Raw genomic sequence first — 20766 nt, 5'->3', positions numbered from 1 at the left:
CAATAGCGTATCAGCCTCAATCAGTGCATCTGAATCAGCAAGCAACAACTCAAGTAGTACTTCAGTTTCAACAAGTACTTCAGTAAGCTTGAGCAATAGCGTTTCAAGCAGTTTGAGTACAAGTGCGTCACAACAATCTAACTCATTCAGCTATAGTAAGGGTGAGCCAACAAGCGAATCTAAGCCAGAGTTTAACCTTCCTAGCTACCTTGAATCTGTAAGTGCAAGTGAGTCAGTTTCACTCAGCAAATCAGTAAGTGTGTCATTGAGCGATAGTACTTCAGCATCAATCAGCGCAAGTGAGTCAGTCTCAACAAGCGCAAGCTTGAGTGACAGCATTTCTGCCTCAATCAGTGCAAGCAACAACTCAGGTAGTGGTTCAGGTTCAACAAGCACAAGCAATGACTCAGCAAGTCAATCAGCTTCAGCATCTGTAAGTGCAAGTCAATCAACTAGCGCATCAGTATCTGCAAGCCAATCAGCTTCAATCAGTGCAAGCAACAACTCAGGTAGCGGTTCAGGTTCAACAAGCACAAGCAATGACTCAGCAAGTCAATCAGCTTCAGCATCTGTATCAGCTAGCCAGTCAGCTTCAATCAGCACAAGTGAATCAGTATCAACAAGCACAAGCTTGAGCGACAGCGTAAGTACCTCAACTAGCTTGTCTGACAGTGCTTCAATCTCAAGTGCATTGAACCACTCACAAGCTCCTGCACAGCAACCTGCTGGACCAGGACGCTCAAACGGTAGAAAACTTCCAAACACAGGAACTGCAAGTAACCAATTTGCTGGTCTTGGATTAGGAGTAGCTGCCTTGGCAACTGCCTCTCTTCTTGGCAAGAAGAAGAAATCAGCAGCTTCTGAAATGGATTTAGAAGACTAAGTCCCAAAAATCGGCTAAAATGAAATTGTTGATATCATTTTAGCGACGAAAACAAGAACCCCGGATGGCTCAAGGCTATCTGGGGTTTTCGCCTCTTTGTCAACTGTGGAGAGTGACATCTAATTAAGCATGAGAGAGAAGCAGATTGCTTCTCTCTCTTTTGTAACATTCAAAGTGACGAGAATCGTCATTCTAAAATTTTTGAAATTTTAAAAATCAAATACTATGCATCTTATATCCTTGCTGATTGTCTCCAACTTGATATTGGAATCAAAAGTGATGGACTTCCATTTCTAAACGTTCTAAAGAACTTAATGATATCTCGCTAGTTATTAATCACCGCCAAAGAGAATATCTGAATCACAAGACAGCTTTTAAAGTACTTAGGAATAAGGGGTAAAAATATTACACTACGCATTGCATATCCCTAACGAAATAGATAAAAATCTAAAATTTGTAGAGAAAATAATATAATTTCGACCTTTTGTGACAGGAATTGCTTGACTAAATAAAACTAAAGCTGTATAATAAGGCAAATATCTAAAACAGGAGGTTCTGGAAATGAAAAAGTCTAAGGCCAAGTATCTGACACTGGCAGGTGTCGTGTTAAGCGCGGGTATCCTACTAAGCGCATGTGGGAACTCAGCAAGTTCATCTAAAACATATAACTATGTCTATTCTAGTGATCCATCTAGTTTGAACTATCTAGCAGAGAACCGTGCAACAACCAATGATATCGTTACCAATCTGGTAGATGGTTTGATGGAAAATGACCAATACGGAAACTATGTTCCATCTTTAGCGGAGGATTGGACCGTTTCCAAGGACGGTTTGACTTATACCTACAAACTTCGTAAAGATGCCAAGTGGTATACATACGAAGGTGAAGAATACGCCCCTGTAACTGCTCAAGACTTTGTGACAGGTTTGAAATATGCGGCAGATAAAAAATCTGAAGCCTTGTACTTGGTTCAAGACTCTGTAGCAGGTTTGGATGACTATATCAACGGCAAAACAACAGACTTTTCAACTGTCGGTGTTAAGGCGATTGACGACCAAACGGTTCAGTACACTTTGACTCGACCAGAACCTTACTGGAATTCTAAAACAACTTCAACCATTCTCTTCCCTGTCAATGCTGATTTCTTGAAATCAAAAGGGGATGATTTTGGTAAGGTTGATCCTTCTAACATTTTGTACAATGGACCTTTCTTGATGAAGTCCTTTGTTTCAAAATCCGTCATCGAATACAAGAAAAATCCGAATTACTGGGATGCTAAAAATGTCTTTGTGGACGATGTGAAATTGACCTACTATGATGGAAGTGACCAAGATGCCCTAGCACGTAACTTTACAGAAGGAGTATACAGCTACGCACGTCTCTATCCAAATAGCTCAAGTTTTGAAGGGATTAAAGAGAAGAATAAGGACAATATCATCTACAGCATGCAAGATGCCACTTCTTTCTACTTGAACTTTAACCTAGATAGAAAATCTTATAATTTCACTTCTAAAACGACTGACATCGAAAAGAAATCTACCCAAGAAGCAGTTCTGAATAAAAACTTCCGCCAAGCTATCAATTTTGCCTACAACCGTACGGCCTATGGGGCACAATCTCAAGGGGAAGACGGAGCAACGAAGATTATTCGTAACCTAGTTGTACCTCCTACATTTGTAAGTATCAACGGAAAAGACTTTGGTGATGTTGTTTCCGAAAAGATGGTCAACTATGGCCAAGAATGGCAAGGAATCAACTTTGCTGATGCTCAGGATCCTTACTACAATCCTGACAAGGCTAAAGCTAAGTTTGCGGAAGCTAAGAAAGAACTAGAAGCCAAGGGTGTTCAGTTCCCAATTCACTTGGATAAGACTGTTGAAATGACCAATAAGTCAGAAATTCAAGGGATTAGTTCAATGAAACAATCCATCGAATCTATTCTTGGAACTGAGAACGTGGTTATCGATATCCAACAACTGTCAACAGAGGATTATGATAGCTCTGGTTATTTAGCTCAGACAGCAGCCCAGAAGGATTTTGACCTTTACAATGGTGGTTGGAATGCTGACTACTTAGATCCGTCAAGCTATCTTGATATTTTTAATGTTAATAGCGGAGGTATGTTGCAAAACTTTGGTTTAGAACCAGGTGAGGTCAATGACAAGGCTAAGGCAGTTGGACTTGATACCTATACTCAAATGTTGGAAGAAGCCAATAAAGAGCAAGATCCAGCAAAACGTTATGAAAAGTATGCTGAAATTCAAGCTTGGCTCGTTGATAGCGCCCTTGCAATTCCAAATGTTTCCCTTGGTGGAACACCTAGCCTGAGAAAGACAGTTCCATTCTCATCGCCATTCTCACAAGCTGGAAATAAGGGTGTCGAATCATACAAGTACCTCAAGTTGCAAGATAAGACTGTAACGGCTGATGAGTATGAAAAAGCTAAAGAAAAATGGCTGAAAGAAAAAGAAGAATCAAATAAGAAAGCCCAAGAAGACTTGGTAAAACACGTTAAATAACCGGTCTATTCAACAGGAAAAGCGATAGTTTCTCAAGGAACTATCGCTTTTATATAGTTTGAAACTATAACTAGCTCTTGAAAAGAAGAAAATGAGTTGGCGAAAATAAGTGGTACAATAGTTACTATAGATTTGGAGGTATTGTATGAGCAAAGAACTACACATCAACACAATTTTGGCCCAGGCGGGAATCAAGTCAGATAAGGTTACAGGTGCCTTGGTAACTCCGCTTCATTTTTCAACAACTTATCAGCATCCAGAATTCGGTCAGTCTACTGGTTTTGACTATACGCGTACTAAAAACCCAACTCGCAGTAAGGCGGAGGAAGTCTTGGCTGCAATCGAATCAGCAGACTATGCCCTAGCGACGAGCTCAGGTATGGCGGCGATTGTACTGGCTTTTAGTGTTTTTCCAGTGGGAAGTAAAGTCTTGGCTGTGCGCGATCTGTATGGGGGTTCTTTTCGCTGGTTCAACCAAGTGGAGCAAGAAGGCCGCTTCCATTTTACCTATGCCAATACTGAAGCAGAGTTGATTGCTGAGCTGGAGAATGATGTAGATGTTCTCTATATCGAAACGCCAACCAATCCTTTGATGTTGGAATTTGATATTGCAAAACTAGCAAAACTAGCTCATGACAAGGGGGCTAAAGTAGTCGTAGACAATACCTTCTACAGTCCGATTTACCAACGACCGATTGAAGATGGTGCGGATATTGTTCTTCACTCAGCTACCAAATACCTAGCAGGGCACAATGATGTTTTGGCTGGGGTAGTTGTGACTAATAGTTTAGAACTATATGAACAACTGTTCTACAATCTCAATACGACAGGTGCTGTCTTGTCACCATTTGATAGTTATCAGTTAATTCGTGGTCTTAAGACCTTGTCTCTTCGTATGGAACGTTCTACAGCGAATGCCCAAGAAGTGGTTGCCTTTTTGAAGGATTCTCCAGCAGTCAAGGAAGTGCTCTACACTGGTCGTGGGGGAATGATTTCCTTTAAAGTAGCCGATGAAACACGCATTCCTCATATTTTGAACAGCCTCAAGGTCTTCTCTTTTGCTGAGAGTTTGGGTGGGGTGGAGAGTCTGATTACCTATCCGACGACTCAAACCCATGCGGATATTCCAGCAGAAGTGCGCCATTCCTACGGTTTGACAGATGACCTTTTGCGCTTGTCAATTGGGATTGAAGATGCTAGAGATTTGATTGCGGACTTGCGTCAAGCTTTGGAAGGATAAGATAGATATGGGAAAATATGATTTTACAAGCCTGCCCAATCGTTTTGGGCACCATACCTATAAATGGAAAGAAGCGGAAGCTGATCGAGAAGTTCTACCAGCTTGGATAGCGGATATGGACTTTGTGGTTTTGCCTGAAGTTCAACAAGCTGTACAAGCCTACGCAGATCAGTTGGTCTATGGCTATACCTATGCTAGCGATGCTTTGATAAAGTCGGTTCAGGACTGGGAAGCCAGTCAACATGGGTATCACTTTGACAAGGATGCCCTCGTCTTTATCGAGGGAGTGGTACCAGCTATTTCAACAGCCATTCAAGCCTTTACAAAAGAAGGAGAGGCTGTTCTGATTAATACACCGGTCTATCCACCTTTTGCCCGCAGTGTCAAACTGAACAATCGCAGATTGATTACCAATTCTTTGGTGGAAAAGGATGGGCTGTTTGAGATTGACTTTGACCAGTTGGAGAAGGAATTGGTGGGAGAGGATGTGAAACTCTATATTCTTTGTAATCCCCACAATCCTGGTGGACGTGTTTGGGAAAAGGAAGTGTTAGAAAAGATTGGCCATCTCTGCCAAAAACACGGTGTTTTGTTGGTTTCAGATGAGATTCACCAAGATTTGGCCCTCTTTGGTCACAAACACCAGTCTTTCAACACCATTGATCCTACCTTTAAAGACTTTGCCCTTATCTTGAGCAGTGCCACTAAAACCTTTAATATTGCTGGGACCAAGAATTCCTATGCAGTTATTGAAAATCCCAAGCTTCGTCTGGCTTTCCAAAAACGCCAGTTGGCCAATAACCAACATGAAATCTCAGGCTTGGGTTATTTGGCGACAGAAGCTGCCTACCGTTATGGTAAGGACTGGTTAGGAGAACTAAAAGAAGTTATCGAGGACCACATTAACTATGTAGTGGATGTTTTGAGCAACGAAACCAAGATTAAGGTCATGAAACCGCAAGGTACCTACTTGATTTGGCTTGATTTTTCGGCCTATGACCTAACGGATGACCGCTTGCAAGAGATTTTGAAGAATAAAGCCAAGGTTATCTTGAACCGAGGTTTGGACTTTGGAGAGGAGGGAGCCCTTCATGCCCGCCTCAATGTAGCCATGCCGAAGTCAGTACTGGAAGAGGTTTGCCAACGCATCGTGACCACTTTTGCTACACTTTAAAAATCCAGCCTTCTAGGAGAAAAGTCTTCCTAGAAGGCTATTTTCATAGGGGAAAATGTGGTATAATGAAAAGATAAGATAAAGGGGTAACTATGGCTAAATTGATTCCGGGAAAGTTGCGCATGGAGGGTGTTACTCTCTATGAAACGGGCAACATTGAGATTATCAAGGAAAAAGGGAATCGCCTCTATACTCGTGTTGCGGGAGAAGAATTGCGCTACAGTTTAGAGGATGATCTTGTTTTTTGTGCTTGTGATTTTTTCCAAAAAAGAGGTTACTGTGTTCACCTCGCAGCGCTCGAGCATTATCTGAAAAATGATGAAGAAGGCCAAGTGATTTTACAAGCCTTAGAAAAAGGACATGAAGAGCAAGAAGAGGTCGAAACCAAGGTTAGTTTTGGCGGTAGTTTTTTGGAGCGTATCCAACCTCAGAAGAGAGAGAAAATCTACACTTTGTCGGCTCAAGGTCAGGTGGAAGCTGGAACCAATCGCCTCCTTTGGACTCTCCGAATCGGTTTAGTTGATAGTCAAAAATATTATGTCATTCGTGATATCCCTCTCTTTTTGAAGGTTTTAGTCCATCGAAAACCATATATGATTGGGAAATACTATGAAAATGACTTGTCTTGGGATGCTTTTGATACAGCTAGTCAAGAAGTTCTTACTTTTTTATGTGGCTTGATTGAGGAGGGACTGAGCCAAGACCTCTTTTTCCCCAATCAAGGTCGTCACCTCTTTTTCCCTCTGACCTTTTTTGAGCAGGGGGTAGAGTTGCTGATGAACTTGGAAGATTTTCATTTCGAACATCAGATTACTAGTTATGAAAATCTTCTTTTTCATGATTTAGATCCAGAAGCAAACCTTTTCTCTTTTTCCGTGAAGGAGTATCCCGATTATTTTGAGATGGAAATTTCTGAGACTGAGCGAGTCAACGTATTCTATGGGGGAGCGGTTCTCTTTCGTAAGGGGAATTTTTATCTCTTAAATCCTAAACAAATCAGTCTTTTAAAGGAAATCAATGAGCTTCCTCAGGAAGAAAATGGGAGAAAATGCCTCCAGTTTGATAACAGTGATCGCGACCGTCTGGCTGCCTGCCTGCCTTTGTTTGCACAGCTAGGAACAGTGTCTGCTCCTGAGCGCTTGCAAATCAGACCCTTTTCACCAATCTTTTTCTTTGATATGGAGGATGATGGCCGCATCCGCTTGGATATCCAATTTGACTATGGAGATGTTAAGGTGACTAGTCGTAAACAGCTGGAACAATTACCTTTTTCAAGCGATGCTGTCTTGGAAAACCAACTATTTCAAGTATGTTTAGGAGCTGGGTTTGAGGCTGATTTTCAGTCTTGGAGACAGGCTTTGAAGCCAGAGGCAGTTTATTCTTTCTTTCACCATACGATTCCTGCTTTTGAGAAGTTGGGTCAAGTTTTCTTGTCTGATGAGATGAATCAGCTCTATAGCGTCCAAGCTCCTCAGGTTCAGATCGAGTCTAAGGGGGGACTGTTGGAAATCCAGTTTGATTTCCAAGGGATTGCCCAAGAAGAGATTGATCAAGCTCTTAAAGCCCTGACCAGCAATCAGGATTTCTATATCAGTTCCTCTGACCAAGTGTACTTTTTTGATGAGGAAACCAAGCAGATTCGTCAAAATTTACAGGAACTGGGGGTTGAGCTAAAAGATGGTTCTTTCCAAGCGCGAAAATCCCTAGCTTATAGCCTTTCTCAACTTTTTGAAGGTCGAGACAGGATCTCCTTCACAGAGGAATTTCAGTATTTAGCTCATAATTTGACTCATCCAGAGGACTTTCCTTTAGGAGATATACGGGTGCAGGCGAGTTTGAGAGACTACCAGGAAAAGGGAGTCCGTTGGCTTCAGATGCTTTATCACTATGGCTTTGGTGGTATCTTAGCAGATGATATGGGACTGGGAAAAACGCTGCAAACCATTGCTTTTTTGACAAGTCAGGTGACAGAAGATAGTCGTGTCTTGATTTTGGCTCCGTCAGGTTTGATCTATAACTGGGCAGATGAATTCAGGAAATTCGCACCACAATTGGATTTAGCTGTTGTTCATGGTTTGAAAGCGAATCGAGAAGTGATTCTTTCCGAAAATCATCAAATCTATGTGACTAGCTATGCGAGCTTTCGTCAAGATAGCGAGCTATATCAAGAGAAGTCCTTTGATTTTCTCTTTTTAGATGAGGCCCAGGTCATGAAAAATGCTCAAACCAAGATTGCTCAGAGTTTGCGCCAGTTTGTGGTGCCAGCAGTTTTTGCTTTGTCAGGTACGCCCATCGAAAACCATTTAGGAGAGTTGTGGTCTATCTTTCAAATTGTGCTTCCGGGGCTCTTACCAAGTAAAAAGGAGTTTATGAAATTACCGGCTGACCGAGTCGCGCAGTTTATCAAACCCTTCGTCATGAGGCGTAAGAAAGAAGAAGTTCTTACAGAACTGCCTGATCTGATCGAAGTCGTCTATAAAAATGAACTGGAAGACCAGCAGAAGGCCATCTATCTCGCCCAGTTGCAACAGATGCGAGACCGCCTAGCGCAAGTGACAGATCAAGAATTCCAGAGAAGTCGGGTAGAAATTTTATCTGGTCTCATGCGTTTGCGCCAGATCTGCGATACGCCAGCTCTCTTTATGGACGATTACCAAGGAGCCAGTGGTAAATTGGATAGTCTCCGAGATTTATTGCTACAAGTGGCTGCTGGTGGGCATCGTGTCTTGATTTTCTCACAATTCAAAGGAATGTTGGAAAAAATCGAGCAAGAACTTCCAGACTTGGGCTTGACTTCTTTCAAAATCACAGGCTCAACTCCTGCTCAAGACAGACAAGAGATGACCAAGGCCTTTAATCAGGGAGAAAGAGACGCCTTTCTCATCTCTCTGAAGGCAGGTGGTGTCGGTCTTAATCTAACGGGAGCTGATACGGTTATTTTGGTTGATCTCTGGTGGAATCCGGCTGTCGAAGCCCAGGCCATCGGACGCGCTCACCGAATGGGGCAGGAGCAGATGGTCGAGGTTTATCGTTTGATTACCAAGGGGACCATTGAAGAGAAAATCCAAGAACTTCAAGAACAAAAGAAACATTTGGTTTCCCAAGTTTTAGATGGTACGGAGTCGCGTGCGAGTCTCAGTCTGGCAGAAATTCGTGAAATTTTGGGAATTTCTGAAGCCAGCACTTGAAAAATCAAGACAATACGCTATAATGAAGTGTTGAAAGGAAATACAAAATGAAACAAGATCGATTTCCATTGGTGTCAGATGATGAGATCATGCTGACCCAAATGCCAGTCATGGACTTGTACGATGAGTCAGACTTTATTAGCAATATCAGAGGTGATTACCGAGATAAAAATCATTTAGAATGGTCTCCTATCAATGAGGAAGAAACCGTAGTTTCTCCAGTGGTTAAAAAGGAGTCAAAGCCGAGCCCAGAACCTAAAAAAGTTGAAAAAACGTATGCTGAATTGGCTCGAGAAGAGGCGCGTGCGGACTTGAAGAAGAAACGTTCAGCCAAGTATTTGACTCAGGATGTTAGTCATACCAGACGACACAATGGTTCAACACTTGTTCGTCAAGGAAACCAACCAACAGCGCCGTTTCAAAAGGAAAATCCAGGTGAGTTTGCCAAGTTTAGCAAAAACTTGATCCAGTCTCACTATATTCTAGCTGAAGAGGTTGGCCAAGTGGCGACTCCAACTCCGAAAACCCAAACGGGAAAAAATAAAAAGAACAACTATGATTTTCTAAAGAAGAGTCAAATCTATAATAAAAAGAATAAGCAAACAGAACAGGAACGTCAGGTTGCCCAAGAGTTGAATCTGACAAGAATTACTGAGTAGGGGAGAAAAGCATGTCAAAAACATATCATTTTATTGGAATCAAGGGATCAGGGATGAGTGCCTTGGCCTTGATGTTGCACCAAATGGGGCATAAGGTTCAAGGGTCAGACGTTGAAAAGTACTACTTTACTCAACGTGGACTAGAGCAGGCAGGGATTGCGATTCTTCCTTTTGATGAAAAGAACCTGCAAGGTGATGTGGAGATTATCGCTGGAAATGCCTTCCGCCCAGATAACAATGTTGAAATCGCCTATGCCGATAAAAATGGTATCAGCTACAAACGTTATCATGAATTCCTAGGTAGCTTTATGCGTGACTTTGTCAGCATGGGAGTGGCAGGAGCTCATGGCAAAACTTCAACAACAGGTATGTTGTCTCACGTCTTGTCTCATATCACAGACACCAGCTTCTTGATTGGTGACGGGACAGGTCGTGGTTCAGAAAATGCCAAATATTTTGTCTTTGAATCAGACGAATATGAGCGTCACTTCATGCCTTACCATCCAGAATACTCTATCATCACCAACATTGACTTTGACCACCCAGACTACTTCACTAGTCTAGAAGATGTTTTCAATGCCTTTAATGACTATGCTAAACAAATCACGAAAGGTTTGTTTATCTACGGTGAGGATGCTGAGTTGCGTAAGATCACAGCCAATGCGCCAATCTATTACTATGGGTTTGAAGCAGAGGGCAATGACTTTGTAGCTAGTGATCTCCTTCGCTCAACAACGGGTTCGACCTTTACAGTTCACTTCCGTGGTCAAGAATTGGGACAATTCCACATTCCAACCTTTGGTCGTCACAATATCATGAATGCGACAGCTGTTATTGGTCTTCTTTACACAGCTGGATTTGATTTGAACTTGGTCCGTGAACACTTGAAAACTTTTGCAGGTGTTAAGCGTCGTTTCACTGAGAAAATTGTCAATGATACAGTGATCATTGATGACTTCGCCCACCATCCAACAGAAATCATTGCAACCTTGGATGCGGCTCGTCAGAAATATCCAAGCAAGGAAATCGTAGCAATCTTCCAACCGCATACCTTTACAAGAACCATTGCCTTGTTGGACGAATTTGCCCATGCTTTGAATCAAGCAGACGCCGTCTACCTAGCGCAAATCTATGGATCAGCACGTGAGGTAGATCACGGAGATGTCAAGGTAGAAGACCTAGCTAGCAAGATCACTAAGAAAAACCAAGTCATCACAGTTGAAAATGTTTCTCCACTCCTAGACCATGACAATGCCGTTTACGTCTTTATGGGTGCTGGAGACATCCAAACCTATGAATATTCATTTGAACGTCTTTTGTCTAACTTGACAAGCAACGTCCAATAAGGAAAACAGATGGAAATTCCAATCACTATAAGGCAAGCTACCCTATCAGATTTAGAAGAAATGTTGGCGATTGAAGAAGCCAATCCTTCGTTAGAAGAGGCACTTAGCCGCCAATCCTTAGAAGAGAGTATCCGCAAGTCTGCGGGTACCTTTCTTGTAGCTGGGGATGAAAATCAGCTTTTGGGCTATGTTTTGGGAGAAGATCAGTCTATTCATCCCAAATGGATAGAAATAAAATCATTGACCATTCATCCTGACTATTGGGGACAAGGGCTGGGAACTCTTCTTCTTGCAGCCTTGAAACAGGTGACTGTCGAGCTAGATTACCAAGGTATTCTTTTGCAAAGTCCTGATGAGCTACTATCATATTTTGAAATGAATGGCTTTGTTGAAGAAGAAGTGACAGGGAGTCAATATGACAGTGGTTCTGAATGGTATCTGATTTGGGCTAATCCTTTTTATCAGGAGGAAATATGAAAATCAGACAAGCAAGATTTTCGGATTTAGATCGTATTTTAGAGATAGAGCTTGAGAATTTCTCCCTTGAGGAAGCCATTCCTCGTTCGGTCTTTGAGGCGCATTTACGTGAAATTCAGACCAGCTTTCTCGTCGCTGAAAAAGAGGGACGTATCCTTGGCTACATTGAAGGTCCGGTCGTCCCACATCGTCATCTACAAGATCAGTCCTTTACAGAAGAAATAAAAGACTATAGCCATCGACCTGGAGGTTATATCTCTGTGACTTGTCTCTCCATAGCTAAGGAGGCACAAGCTTTGGGCGTGGGGAAAAGACTGTTAAGGGCTCTGAAAGAAGTCGCTTTAGAACATGAACGAGAAGGCATTAACCTGACTTGTCATGATTACCTTATCTCCTATTACGAAAAACATGGCTTTGTTAATGAAGGAATATCCCAGTCAAGCTTTGCTGGGGAAACATGGTATGATATGGTTTGGAAGCCTTGAAAACAAGAAATATAGTTGGAAAAAGGTATCTTTTGTTGCTTTTCTGCGACTTTTAAGATATAATGTTATGGATTGCCAACAAGGAGGTAAAGCTTTTGAGCGAGAAATCAAGAGAAGAAGAAACATTAAGCTTTAAAGAACAGATTTTACGCGATTTAGAGAGAGTCAGAGAGAGAGAAAGAAGAGGAAAAGAGGATGAAAGTCCAACCACCCCAACTCCATCTTCTCAAGTAACTCCACCCGCTCCTTCTGAACAAGAATCCAATCTTGCCACAGAAGATTTAATGGCAGATTCTCTGTCAACTGTGGATGAAATCCTTAAAAATGCCCCAAGTGTGCCACCACGCCCAAGTTTTGAATCAAGCGAAGTGACAGCACCAGAACTAGAAGAGTCAAAACTAGAAGAGCCTGCACCAGCCAAGATTGATGCTGTAGAGCCTAAAAAGGAAGAGAAAGAGTTTAATACTACTCCAACTAAAGTGGCTGTTTCCTATAAAACGGATGACAAAAAAGAAGAATCGGTCCCTCCTGTTGTAGAGAATGTAGTACCTGCTCCAGTTGAGCAAGTTGATGATCTAGCGAATGCTCCACTACGCAGTCGTCGCGAAGGAACAAAGCCAGCTAAGAAAAAGAAGAAATCAAAAGCGAAAGGCTGCTTGCTAACTTTCTTAGTTCTCCTAGTGCTTGGAGGTATTGGTGGCTTCTTTGGTTATGGTTATGTTCAAGAATCTTTGAAACCAGTTGATGCGAGCTCTAAGGACTACGTAACGGTTCAAATCCCAGAAGGTTCAAATATTCAAGAAATTGGGAGCACTTTGGAAAAATCTGGTTTGGTAAAACATGGACTTATCTTTAGTTTGTATGCTAAATATAAGAGTGCAGACTTAAAATCAGGTTATTACAACTTGAAGAAGAGCATGAGTACAGATGAATTGATCCAAGAATTGCAAAAAGGTGGAACTCCTGAACGACAAGAACCAGCTCTTGCAAGCTTGACAATTCCAGAAGGATATACATTGGAGCAAATCGCTCAAACAGTAGGACAACTTCAAGGTGAATTTAAAGAACCTCTTACTGCGGATGCTTTCTTGGCAAAAGCTCAAGATGAGACCTTTATCTCTCAAGTAGTAGCCAAGTATCCAAACTTGCTTGGAAGTCTACCAACAAAAGACAGTGGCGTTCGTTATCGCCTAGAAGGTTACCTTTTCCCAGCAACTTATACCATCAAAGAAAGCACTACAGTTGAAAGTTTGATTGATGAGATGTTAGCTGCTATGGATAAGGCTATGTCACCATATTACGCTACGATCAAAGAAAAGAATCTGACTGTCAATGAATTGCTCAGTATCGCTTCTCTTGTTGAAAAAGAAGGTGCCAAGACAGAAGATCGCAAGAAGATTGCTGGTGTCTTCTATAACCGCCTAAATCTCGGTATGCCGCTTCAAAGTAATATCGCTATCCTGTATGCCCAAGGCAAGCTTGGTCAAAAGATTAGTCTAGCGGATGATGCTGGAATTGATACGACGATTGATTCACCTTACAATGTTTATACACACCTTGGCCTCATGCCTGGACCGGTAGACAGTCCAAGTCTGGATTCCATAGAAGCAAGTGTAAATCAGACAAAGAGTGACTACTTATACTTTGTAGCCAATGTCGAAGATGGTAAAGTGTACTTTGCAACGACCAAAGAAGAACATGATCAAAACGTTGCAGAACACATCAATAGCAAACTAACCCAATCAAGTAGTTCAAACTAAAATTATGTGGTTTTCCACATAATTTTGTTTTAAAAACAAATTAAGAAAAGAAAGTTGAGAAAAATGGCAGAAAAAACTTACCCAATGACCCTTGAAGAGAAGGAAAAGCTAGAAAAAGAATTAGAGGAGTTGAAACTCGTTCGTCGTCCTGAAGTGGTAGAACGTATCAAAATTGCTCGTTCATACGGAGACCTTTCGGAGAACAGCGAGTACGAAGCAGCTAAGGATGAGCAAGCTTTTGTTGAAGGACAAATTTCAAGTCTAGAAACAAAAATCCGCTATGCTGAAATCGTTAATAGCGATGCAGTTGCCCAAGATGAAGTGGCTATCGGTAAGACTGTAACTATCCAAGAAATCGGGGAAGATGACGAAGAAGTCTATATCATCGTCGGTTCTGCAGGTGCAGATGCTTTTGCTGGTAAGGTTTCAAATGAAAGTCCGATTGGACAAGCCTTGATCGGCAAGAAGACTGGTGATACAGCGACCATCGAGACACCTGTTGGTAGTTACGATGTCAAAATTTTAAAGGTTGAAAAAACAGCCTAAATAGAATGAAAACGGAGTAGTGGAGGTCTTGACTTGCTCAACTCCTTTTTGATTTTTTGAATAAATAGGAGACTATATGAGTTCAAATAAGAAAAAAAATAAAATGGAGCGTGGTTTAACCAATCGCCATGTTCAGGTGATGGCCATTGCGGGAACAATCGGAACAGGTCTTTTCCTAGGTGCCGGTCGCTCTATCAGCCTGACAGGCCCTTCCATCATCCTGATTTATATGATTACAGGAGCCTTTATGTTTTTGATGATGAGGGCTGTTGGGGAGATGCTGTATCAGGATCCAGAACAACATACTTTTATCAACTTTATCACCCGTCATTTGGGGAAAGGCTGGGGTTATTTCTCAGTTTGGTCTTATTGGTTGTCTGTCGTCTTTATCGGTATGGCAGAAATCACTGCGATCTCGCATTATGTTCAGTTTTGGTTTCCTAGCTGGCCTAGTTGGCTGATTCAGATTGTCTTTTTAACGATTTTGGCCTTGGTCAATCTGATTGCGGTTAAGCTTTTTGGAGAAGTCGAGTTTTGGTTTGCTATGGTTAAAATTGTGGCTATTTTAGCTATGATTGCAACAGGTGTCTTTATGGTTTTGACAGGATTTGAGACACCGCATGGTGCTGCAAGTCTGGCAAATATCAGCAATCAGTTCTCTCTTTTTCCAAACGGAGTCATGAACTTTGTCATGGCCTTTCAAATGGTATTTTTTGCCTATCTGATGATTGAGTTTATCGGAGTGACAACTTCTGAAACCAAGAATCCTCGTCAGGTTTTGCCAAAAGCAGTTAAAGAAATTCCCCTCCGAATTGTCTTCTTCTATGGTGGAGCCCTATTAGCCATTATGTCTATCATTCCCTGGAGAGAACTTGCTTCTTCAGATTCACCATTTGTAACGGTTTTTGAGCTAGCAGGTATCAAGTGGGCGGCAGCTCTGATTAACTTCGTTGTTTTGACGTCGGCAGCATCTGCTCTTAATTCAACCCTCTATTCAACAGGGCGACACCTCTACCAGATTGCCCATGATTCACCCAATCGCTTTTTAAAAGCGATCAAGGCAGATACTCTTTCTCGCCACAATGTACCTCAAAATGCCATCATCGCCTCAGCGATTTTGATTGCTCTGGCAGCTTTTATCAATGTTTTGCCAGGTGTTTCCGATGCCTTTGCTTTGATTACGGCATCCTCATCAGGTGTTTACATCGCGATTTATATCTTGATCATGGTGGCTCATCTCAAATACCGCAAGTCACAAGACTTCATGGCGGATGGCTACCTCATGCCTCAGTATCGCTTGCTCAATCCCCTAACCATCCTCTTTTTCATCTTTGTCTTTGCAACCCTCTTTTTACAAGAGTCTACCTTCATGGGGGCAGTTGGTTCTGCTATCTGGATTATCGGTTTCGGAATTTATAGCCAGTGGAAATTTAGGAAATAAATCATGAACTCATCAACTTTGCTTGGTGAGTTCTTTTTAGTTTGACAGTCTATTGAAATAAGATTATAATCAAGCTGTAACAGTTCGAAGGAGGTTTGGATGCACTTTAGATTGGAAAATAAAGCGTCCCAGAAAGCGCAAGAAATAGGGAATTTGATTCGTGCTTATAATCGTTCCAAAAGAGAAGAGGCTACAAGTGAGCCACTGAACCTTTATGTCGAAGATGAAAAGGGCAATCTCTTGGCGGGCTTGGTAGCAGAGACTTTCGGAAATTGGTTGGAAATCGAGTATTTGTTTGTGAAAGAGGAATTACGGGGACAGGGAATTGGTTCAAAACTATTGCAACAGGCAGAAAGTGAAGCTAAGCATCGAAACTGTCGTTTTGCTTTTGTCAATACTTACCAGTTTCAAGCGCCAGACTTTTACCAAAGGTATGGCTACAAGGAGGTCTTTACCTTGCAAGACTATCCCTACACAGGGAAAAGATACTATTACCAAAAGGATTTGTAAGCTATTACTCTGCGAAAATCAAATGCAAACCATGTCAGCATCGCCTTGACGTGTGTATGTTACTGACTTCGTCAGTTCTATCTACAACCTCAAAGCTGTGCTTTGAGCAACCTGCGGCTAGCTTTCTAGTTTGCTCTTTGATTTTCATTGAGTATACAAATAAAATCAAAGAGGAAATCTTCACATCACTATGGAGGTGGGCTAATGGACATAATACTAGATATGGGCAACGTCTTGTTAGAATGGAACAAGGATAAGATTTTGCAAGGCGTTTCGGAGATGAAGAAAGATTATCTGATTTTAGATAAGACCATTTTTCAGTCGGGGCTTTGGGAAAGATTAGATCTTGGTACCATGACGAGAGAAGAATTAGTGCTTAAAGTTGTGTCAATGATTGGCAGGACCTATCAAAAGAAGGTCGAAGAAGTTATCTGGAATTGGCCTAGCTACATTGATATCTATACGGAAGTCTTTCCTGTCTTGTTAGAACTAAAGAAAAAGGGGCATCGCATCTTTGTCTTGTCCAATACCTCAAAGGTATTTTATGACTTGCTGGATGAGCAATTATCTCCCTTAAAGGAGCTTTTAGATGGCTTTGTCCTATCCTGTGATATAAAAGCTATAAAGCCTGATTTGGCAATGTTTAAGAAGATTCTCGACAAATACCAGCTAGATCCCGCAAATTGTATCTTTCTAGACGATATTGAGGACAATACAAACGCAGCTGAGAAATTGGGCATCAGGGCCTATCAGGTCAAGAAAAGAAGTGATGTCGTCGATATTTTGAAATCCTATATTTAAAGGTAACACTCTCTATTTTTTACGATAGAGAGTTTTTTGTTAATAAAACATTACAAAATGACATTTATATATTGCATTAAGTTAGATATATGGTATAATGTTTTTAAAAGAAGCGCAACTTTTTAAAAATGTGAAGGAGGATGCTAGTGGCTAAAAATTTAAAATTAAAATTAGCTCGGGTGGAGCTTGACTTGACACAAGGGGATTTGGCAGAGGCTGTGGGTGTTACTAGGCAGACTATAGGTCTGATTGAAGCTGGGAAATACAATCCCAGTCTCTCCCTTTGCCAGTCCATTTGCAGATGCTTAGGCAAAACTTTAGATCAATTATTTTGGGAGGAAGAAGATGAAAAATAGAAATAAACTTGTAATTAAAGATGAACGTACGGAAAAATTGGATGGAAAGATTTCAGGAGAAATTCTCTTGGGAATGTGCCTATTTTTGGCACTGGAAATTTTTGCCAAAGTTTATATTTTCAATTTAACACTTCTATCCTATTTGCCAGAATTACTTTTATTGATTGGAGTTGGTTTGTATGCCATTATTCGCCGCATGTATGTAGGAATTGATATTCGGGATATTGTTGAGAATACTGGAAAAGAAAGAGTTTTATCTGCTTTGGGATTTTCTATAGTGGTTTTATTGATTGATATCGTAGGCAATCGCGAGGAACTGGTCAGTCTATTGACTTGGAAGTACTCCCTAAAAGTGGTTCTAGCAGTTATCATCTATCTCGTTGGGAGTTATTCTATGGATAGAGTTATCCTATACTTGAATCGCAGAAATCAGCAAGTTTGGGAGGAAGAAGATGAAAAATAGATTTTTTTATTATCAATTATTAGACGAAAGAGAAGAACAACTGATTAACAAAGCTGGAGCAGAGTCTTTCTATGTGTTTATCGGGCTCATTCTGCTAAGCTATCTGGTGGCTGTATTAGCACCTGCTCTTTTTAATCCTGATATTCTTCTTGTTACCCTTCTTTTAGGAATTTTCTTCTTTTTCAATCGTGCACGACAACTTGGAGTGACCTACTATAGTCGTTTTCATTTTACGATTGTAGGGTGTTTGCTGGTAACTCTCGCTATTACGACTCTTTTGATGTTGCAGAATTATCAATTCAATATCGAAATTTATCAGCATAATCCTTTGAATTTTAAATATCTGTCTGCTTGGATCCTTACTTATCTGATTTACCTTCCTTGGGTTTTTATCGGCAATCTCGGTCTTAAAAGTTATGGCGAATGGGCTCAAAAAAAGTTTGAGCAAGATATGGATGAACTGGAGAACGGAGAATAGCTTGTTAGTTTTTTATCAATCTCGGTAAAATGTGTTATAATAGTACTAATTTATCGGATGGTGTGAAAGTGGTAGAATACGTTCATGCCTTTGTAAAGAAGGAAGAAGGAAAACAGATGTATCCAGATGATAGTTTGACATTGCACACGGACTTGTATCAGATCAACATGATGCAAGTTTACTTTGACCAAGGGATTCACAATAAAAAGGCGGTTTTTGAAGTTTATTTCCGCCAGCAACCTTTTCAGAACGGCTATGCAGTTTTTGCTGGTTTGGAAAGAATTGTACATTATCTTAAAGACTTGCGCTTTTCTGATAGCGATATTGCCTACTTGGAATCGCTTGGCTATCATGGGGCGTTCTTAGACTACCTCCGCAATCTCAAGTTGGAGTTGACGGTTCGTTCTGCCCAGGAAGGGGACTTGGTTTTTGCTAATGAACCGATTGTACAGGTGGAAGGCCCTCTTGCCCAATGTCAATTGGTTGAAACGGCTCTCTTAAACATCGTTAACTTTCAAACCTTGATAGCGACCAAGGCAGCACGTATTCGTTCGGTCATCGAAGATGAACCCTTGATGGAGTTCGGGACACGTCGGGCTCAAGAAATGGATGCAGCTATTTGGGGAACACGCGCAGCTGTGATTGGTGGAGCCAACGGAACCAGCAACGTGCGTGCTGGTAAACTCTTTGATATTCCTGTCTTGGGGACTCATGCCCATGCCTTGGTACAAGTTTATGGAAACGACTATGAAGCCTTTAAGGCTTATGCATCAACCCATCGTGACTGTGTCTTTCTAGTAGATACTTATGACACGTTGCGAATCGGTGTGCCAGCTGCCATTCAGGTGGCGCGTGAGCTGGGTGATCAGATTAACTTTATGGGTGTGCGGATCGACTCTGGGGACATTGCCTACATTTCCAAGAAAGTCCGTCAGCAACTGGACGAGGCTGGCTTTACAGAGGCTAAGATCTATGCTTCTAATGATTTGGATGAAAATACTATTCTCAACCTCAAGATGCAAAAGGCCAAGATTGATGTCTGGGGTGTGGGAACCAAGCTGATTACAGCCTATGATCAGCCAGCTCTTGGGGCAGTTTATAAGATTGTAGCTATCGAAGATGAGAATGGTCGTATGCGCAATACCATCAAACTATCTAATAATGCTGAAAAAGTGTCAACGCCAGGTAAGAAGCAGGTATGGCGCATTACCAGTCGTGAAAAAGGCAAGTCAGAAGGTGACTACATCACCTATGATGGTGTTGATGTGAGCGGCATGACTGAAATCAAGATGTTCCATCCGACCTATACTTACATTAAGAAGACCGTTCGAAACTTTGATGCTGTTCCTCTCTTGGTGGACATCTTCAAAGCAGGAAAATTGGTTTACAACTTGCCTAGTTTGACTGAGATTCAGGCCTATGCTCGCAAGGAATTTGATAAGTTATGGGATGAATACAAGCGCGTGCTCAACCCGCAACATTACCCAGTAGATTTGGCGCGTGATATTTGGCAAGATAAGATGGACTTGATTGATAAGATGCGCAAGGAAGCCCTTGGTGAAGGAGAAGAAGAATGAGTTTGCAAGAGACCATTATCCAGCAACTGGGCGTCAAACCAGTGATTGATGCTCAGGAAGAAATTCGTCGTTCGATTAATTTCTTAAAGAGATACTTAAAAAAACACCCCTTCCTTAAAACTTTTGTACTAGGGATTTCTGGAGGTCAGGACTCAACCTTGGCAGGGCGCTTGGCGCAATTAACTATGGAAGAAATGCGAGCAGAGACAGGAGATGACAGCTACCAATTTATCGCTGTCCGCCTGCCATATGGAGTGCAAGCTGATGAAGCAGATGCTCAAAAAGCCCTTGATTTCATCCAACCAGATGTCAGTCTAGTTGTAAATATCAAGGAATCAGCTGATGCTATGACAGCTGCAGTCGAAGCGACAGGAAGCTCTGTTTCAGACTTTAATAAGGGAAATATCAAGGCTCGTAGTCGCATGATTGCTCAATATGCCCTTGCGGGTGCCCATAGCGGAGCGGTCATTGGAACAGACCATGCTGCGGAAAATATCACAGGTTTCTTTACTAAGTTTGGTGATGGTGGTGCGGATATTCTTCCTCTTTACCGCCTCAATAAACGCCAAGGAAAACAACTCTTGAAGGAGCTTGGTGCAGACCCAGCCCTTTATGAAAAAATCCCAACAGCAGACCTAGAAGAAGATAAACCAGGGCTGGCTGATGAAGTCGCCCTTGGAGTCACTTATGAAGAGATTGATGACTACCTAGAAGGCAAAACAATCAGCCCAGAAGCCCAAGCGACTATCGAAAACTGGTGGCACAAAGGCCAACACAAACGCCACCTACCCATCACCGTATTTGATAACTTTTGGGAGTGAAAACCTCCAGTGGAGGTTTTCAGCCCGAGTCTAGAAACGGG

The 20766-nt window shown here is 41.7% G+C and carries 19 protein-coding genes; all 19 read left to right on the top strand.

Going from position 1 to position 20766, the window contains the following annotated elements; translation table 11 throughout:
- Positions 1 to 883 (top strand): LPXTG cell wall anchor domain-containing protein (locus tag D8854_RS03635; RefSeq protein WP_260469221.1); only part of this gene is annotated, 883 nt, incomplete at its 5' end.
- A 561-nt stretch (positions 884 to 1444) separates the two neighbouring features.
- Positions 1445 to 3403 carry a peptide ABC transporter substrate-binding protein gene (locus D8854_RS03630; RefSeq protein ID WP_125449665.1) on the top strand — a complete coding sequence of 653 codons (1959 nt, stop codon included), beginning with the start codon at positions 1445 to 1447 and terminating at the stop codon, positions 3401 to 3403.
- 145 nt (positions 3404 to 3548) lie between these two features.
- Entirely contained in the window at positions 3549 to 4643 is a 1095-nt protein-coding gene (locus tag D8854_RS03625) for a cystathionine gamma-synthase (protein ID WP_125449663.1), read from the top strand.
- A gap of 7 nt (positions 4644 to 4650) precedes the next feature.
- Positions 4651 to 5817, top strand: a complete 1167-nt coding sequence (locus tag D8854_RS03620) for a MalY/PatB family protein (protein ID WP_125449661.1) — start codon at positions 4651 to 4653, stop codon at positions 5815 to 5817.
- Between the two features lie 92 nt (positions 5818 to 5909).
- Positions 5910 to 9005, top strand: a complete 3096-nt coding sequence (locus D8854_RS03615) for a DEAD/DEAH box helicase (protein ID WP_125449659.1) — start codon at positions 5910 to 5912, stop codon at positions 9003 to 9005.
- 47 nt (positions 9006 to 9052) lie between these two features.
- Positions 9053 to 9664: a cystathionine gamma-synthase gene (locus D8854_RS03610; protein WP_125449657.1), complete on the top strand. Its 612-nt coding sequence runs from the start codon at positions 9053 to 9055 to the stop codon at positions 9662 to 9664.
- Between the two features lie 11 nt (positions 9665 to 9675).
- Entirely contained in the window at positions 9676 to 11010 is a 1335-nt protein-coding gene (murC, locus tag D8854_RS03605) for a UDP-N-acetylmuramate--L-alanine ligase (protein ID WP_125449655.1), read from the top strand.
- A 9-nt stretch (positions 11011 to 11019) separates the two neighbouring features.
- The gene (locus D8854_RS03600; RefSeq protein WP_125449653.1) at positions 11020 to 11487 is read left to right on the top strand and encodes a GNAT family N-acetyltransferase; all 468 of its coding nucleotides are present in this window, start codon (positions 11020 to 11022) and stop codon (positions 11485 to 11487) included.
- Entirely contained in the window at positions 11484 to 11972 is a 489-nt protein-coding gene (locus tag D8854_RS03595; protein WP_125449651.1) for a GNAT family N-acetyltransferase, read from the top strand. Before D8854_RS03600 ends, D8854_RS03595 begins: the two co-directional genes overlap by 4 nt.
- Positions 11973 to 12034: 62 nt before the next feature.
- Positions 12035 to 13732 (top strand): endolytic transglycosylase MltG, encoded by a 1698-nt coding sequence (mltG, locus tag D8854_RS03590; RefSeq protein ID WP_125449649.1) that lies wholly within the window; start codon positions 12035 to 12037, stop codon positions 13730 to 13732.
- Positions 13733 to 13795: 63 nt separating this feature from the next.
- A complete protein-coding gene (greA, locus tag D8854_RS03585) occupies positions 13796 to 14278 on the top strand; it encodes a transcription elongation factor GreA (protein WP_000818755.1) in 483 nt (160 codons plus the stop codon).
- A 76-nt stretch (positions 14279 to 14354) separates the two neighbouring features.
- On the top strand, positions 14355 to 15719 hold the full coding sequence (locus D8854_RS03580) for an amino acid permease (RefSeq protein WP_185768058.1): 1365 nt from the start codon (positions 14355 to 14357) through the stop codon (positions 15717 to 15719).
- A 99-nt stretch (positions 15720 to 15818) separates the two neighbouring features.
- Complete coding sequence (locus D8854_RS03575) at positions 15819 to 16229, top strand: GNAT family N-acetyltransferase (protein WP_125449647.1); 411 nt, start codon at positions 15819 to 15821, stop codon at positions 16227 to 16229.
- Positions 16230 to 16433: 204 nt separating this feature from the next.
- Entirely contained in the window at positions 16434 to 17030 is a 597-nt protein-coding gene (locus D8854_RS03570) for an HAD family hydrolase (protein WP_125449645.1), read from the top strand.
- Between the two features lie 146 nt (positions 17031 to 17176).
- On the top strand, positions 17177 to 17386 hold the full coding sequence (locus D8854_RS03565) for a helix-turn-helix transcriptional regulator (protein WP_001107495.1): 210 nt from the start codon (positions 17177 to 17179) through the stop codon (positions 17384 to 17386).
- Entirely contained in the window at positions 17376 to 17849 is a 474-nt protein-coding gene (locus tag D8854_RS03560) for a DUF6773 family protein (protein ID WP_125449643.1), read from the top strand. Before D8854_RS03565 ends, D8854_RS03560 begins: the two co-directional genes overlap by 11 nt.
- Positions 17839 to 18327 carry a DUF6773 family protein gene (locus tag D8854_RS03555; RefSeq protein WP_125449641.1) on the top strand — a complete coding sequence of 163 codons (489 nt, stop codon included), beginning with the start codon at positions 17839 to 17841 and terminating at the stop codon, positions 18325 to 18327. Before D8854_RS03560 ends, D8854_RS03555 begins: the two co-directional genes overlap by 11 nt.
- Positions 18328 to 18443: 116 nt before the next feature.
- Positions 18444 to 19904: a nicotinate phosphoribosyltransferase gene (locus D8854_RS03550; RefSeq protein WP_125449690.1), complete on the top strand. Its 1461-nt coding sequence runs from the start codon at positions 18444 to 18446 to the stop codon at positions 19902 to 19904.
- Positions 19901 to 20725: an ammonia-dependent NAD(+) synthetase gene (nadE, locus tag D8854_RS03545; RefSeq protein ID WP_125449639.1), complete on the top strand. Its 825-nt coding sequence runs from the start codon at positions 19901 to 19903 to the stop codon at positions 20723 to 20725. Before D8854_RS03550 ends, nadE begins: the two co-directional genes overlap by 4 nt.
- The last annotated feature ends 41 nt before the right edge of the window (positions 20726 to 20766 follow it).

This window comes from Streptococcus mitis (assembly GCF_003943905.1).
Lineage (GTDB): Bacteria > Bacillota > Bacilli > Lactobacillales > Streptococcaceae > Streptococcus > Streptococcus mitis_BC.
The sequence above is the reverse complement of the archived record's forward strand: the minus strand, read 5'-3'. Positions and strand labels throughout refer to the sequence as shown.

Bases quoted from the DNA above. Each gene is read 5' to 3' on its own strand.
- mltG (WP_125449649.1), top strand. From the start codon at position 12,035: ATGTTATGGATTGCCAACAAGGAGGTAAAGCTTTTGAGCGAGAAATCA.
- nadE (WP_125449639.1), top strand. From the start codon at position 19,901: ATGAGTTTGCAAGAGACCATTATCCAGCAACTGGGCGTCAAACCAGTG.
- D8854_RS03630 (WP_125449665.1), top strand. From the start codon at position 1,445: ATGAAAAAGTCTAAGGCCAAGTATCTGACACTGGCAGGTGTCGTGTTA.
- D8854_RS03610 (WP_125449657.1), top strand. From the start codon at position 9,053: ATGAAACAAGATCGATTTCCATTGGTGTCAGATGATGAGATCATGCTG.
- D8854_RS03625 (WP_125449663.1), top strand. From the start codon at position 3,549: ATGAGCAAAGAACTACACATCAACACAATTTTGGCCCAGGCGGGAATC.
- D8854_RS03615 (WP_125449659.1), top strand. From the start codon at position 5,910: ATGGCTAAATTGATTCCGGGAAAGTTGCGCATGGAGGGTGTTACTCTC.
- D8854_RS03620 (WP_125449661.1), top strand. From the start codon at position 4,651: ATGGGAAAATATGATTTTACAAGCCTGCCCAATCGTTTTGGGCACCAT.
- D8854_RS03580 (WP_185768058.1), top strand. From the start codon at position 14,355: ATGAGTTCAAATAAGAAAAAAAATAAAATGGAGCGTGGTTTAACCAAT.
- D8854_RS03550 (WP_125449690.1), top strand. From the start codon at position 18,444: ATGTATCCAGATGATAGTTTGACATTGCACACGGACTTGTATCAGATC.
- D8854_RS03555 (WP_125449641.1), top strand. From the start codon at position 17,839: ATGAAAAATAGATTTTTTTATTATCAATTATTAGACGAAAGAGAAGAA.
- D8854_RS03600 (WP_125449653.1), top strand. From the start codon at position 11,020: ATGGAAATTCCAATCACTATAAGGCAAGCTACCCTATCAGATTTAGAA.
- murC (WP_125449655.1), top strand. From the start codon at position 9,676: ATGTCAAAAACATATCATTTTATTGGAATCAAGGGATCAGGGATGAGT.
- D8854_RS03575 (WP_125449647.1), top strand. From the start codon at position 15,819: ATGCACTTTAGATTGGAAAATAAAGCGTCCCAGAAAGCGCAAGAAATA.
- D8854_RS03570 (WP_125449645.1), top strand. From the start codon at position 16,434: ATGGACATAATACTAGATATGGGCAACGTCTTGTTAGAATGGAACAAG.
- D8854_RS03560 (WP_125449643.1), top strand. From the start codon at position 17,376: ATGAAAAATAGAAATAAACTTGTAATTAAAGATGAACGTACGGAAAAA.
- D8854_RS03595 (WP_125449651.1), top strand. From the start codon at position 11,484: ATGAAAATCAGACAAGCAAGATTTTCGGATTTAGATCGTATTTTAGAG.
- greA (WP_000818755.1), top strand. From the start codon at position 13,796: ATGGCAGAAAAAACTTACCCAATGACCCTTGAAGAGAAGGAAAAGCTA.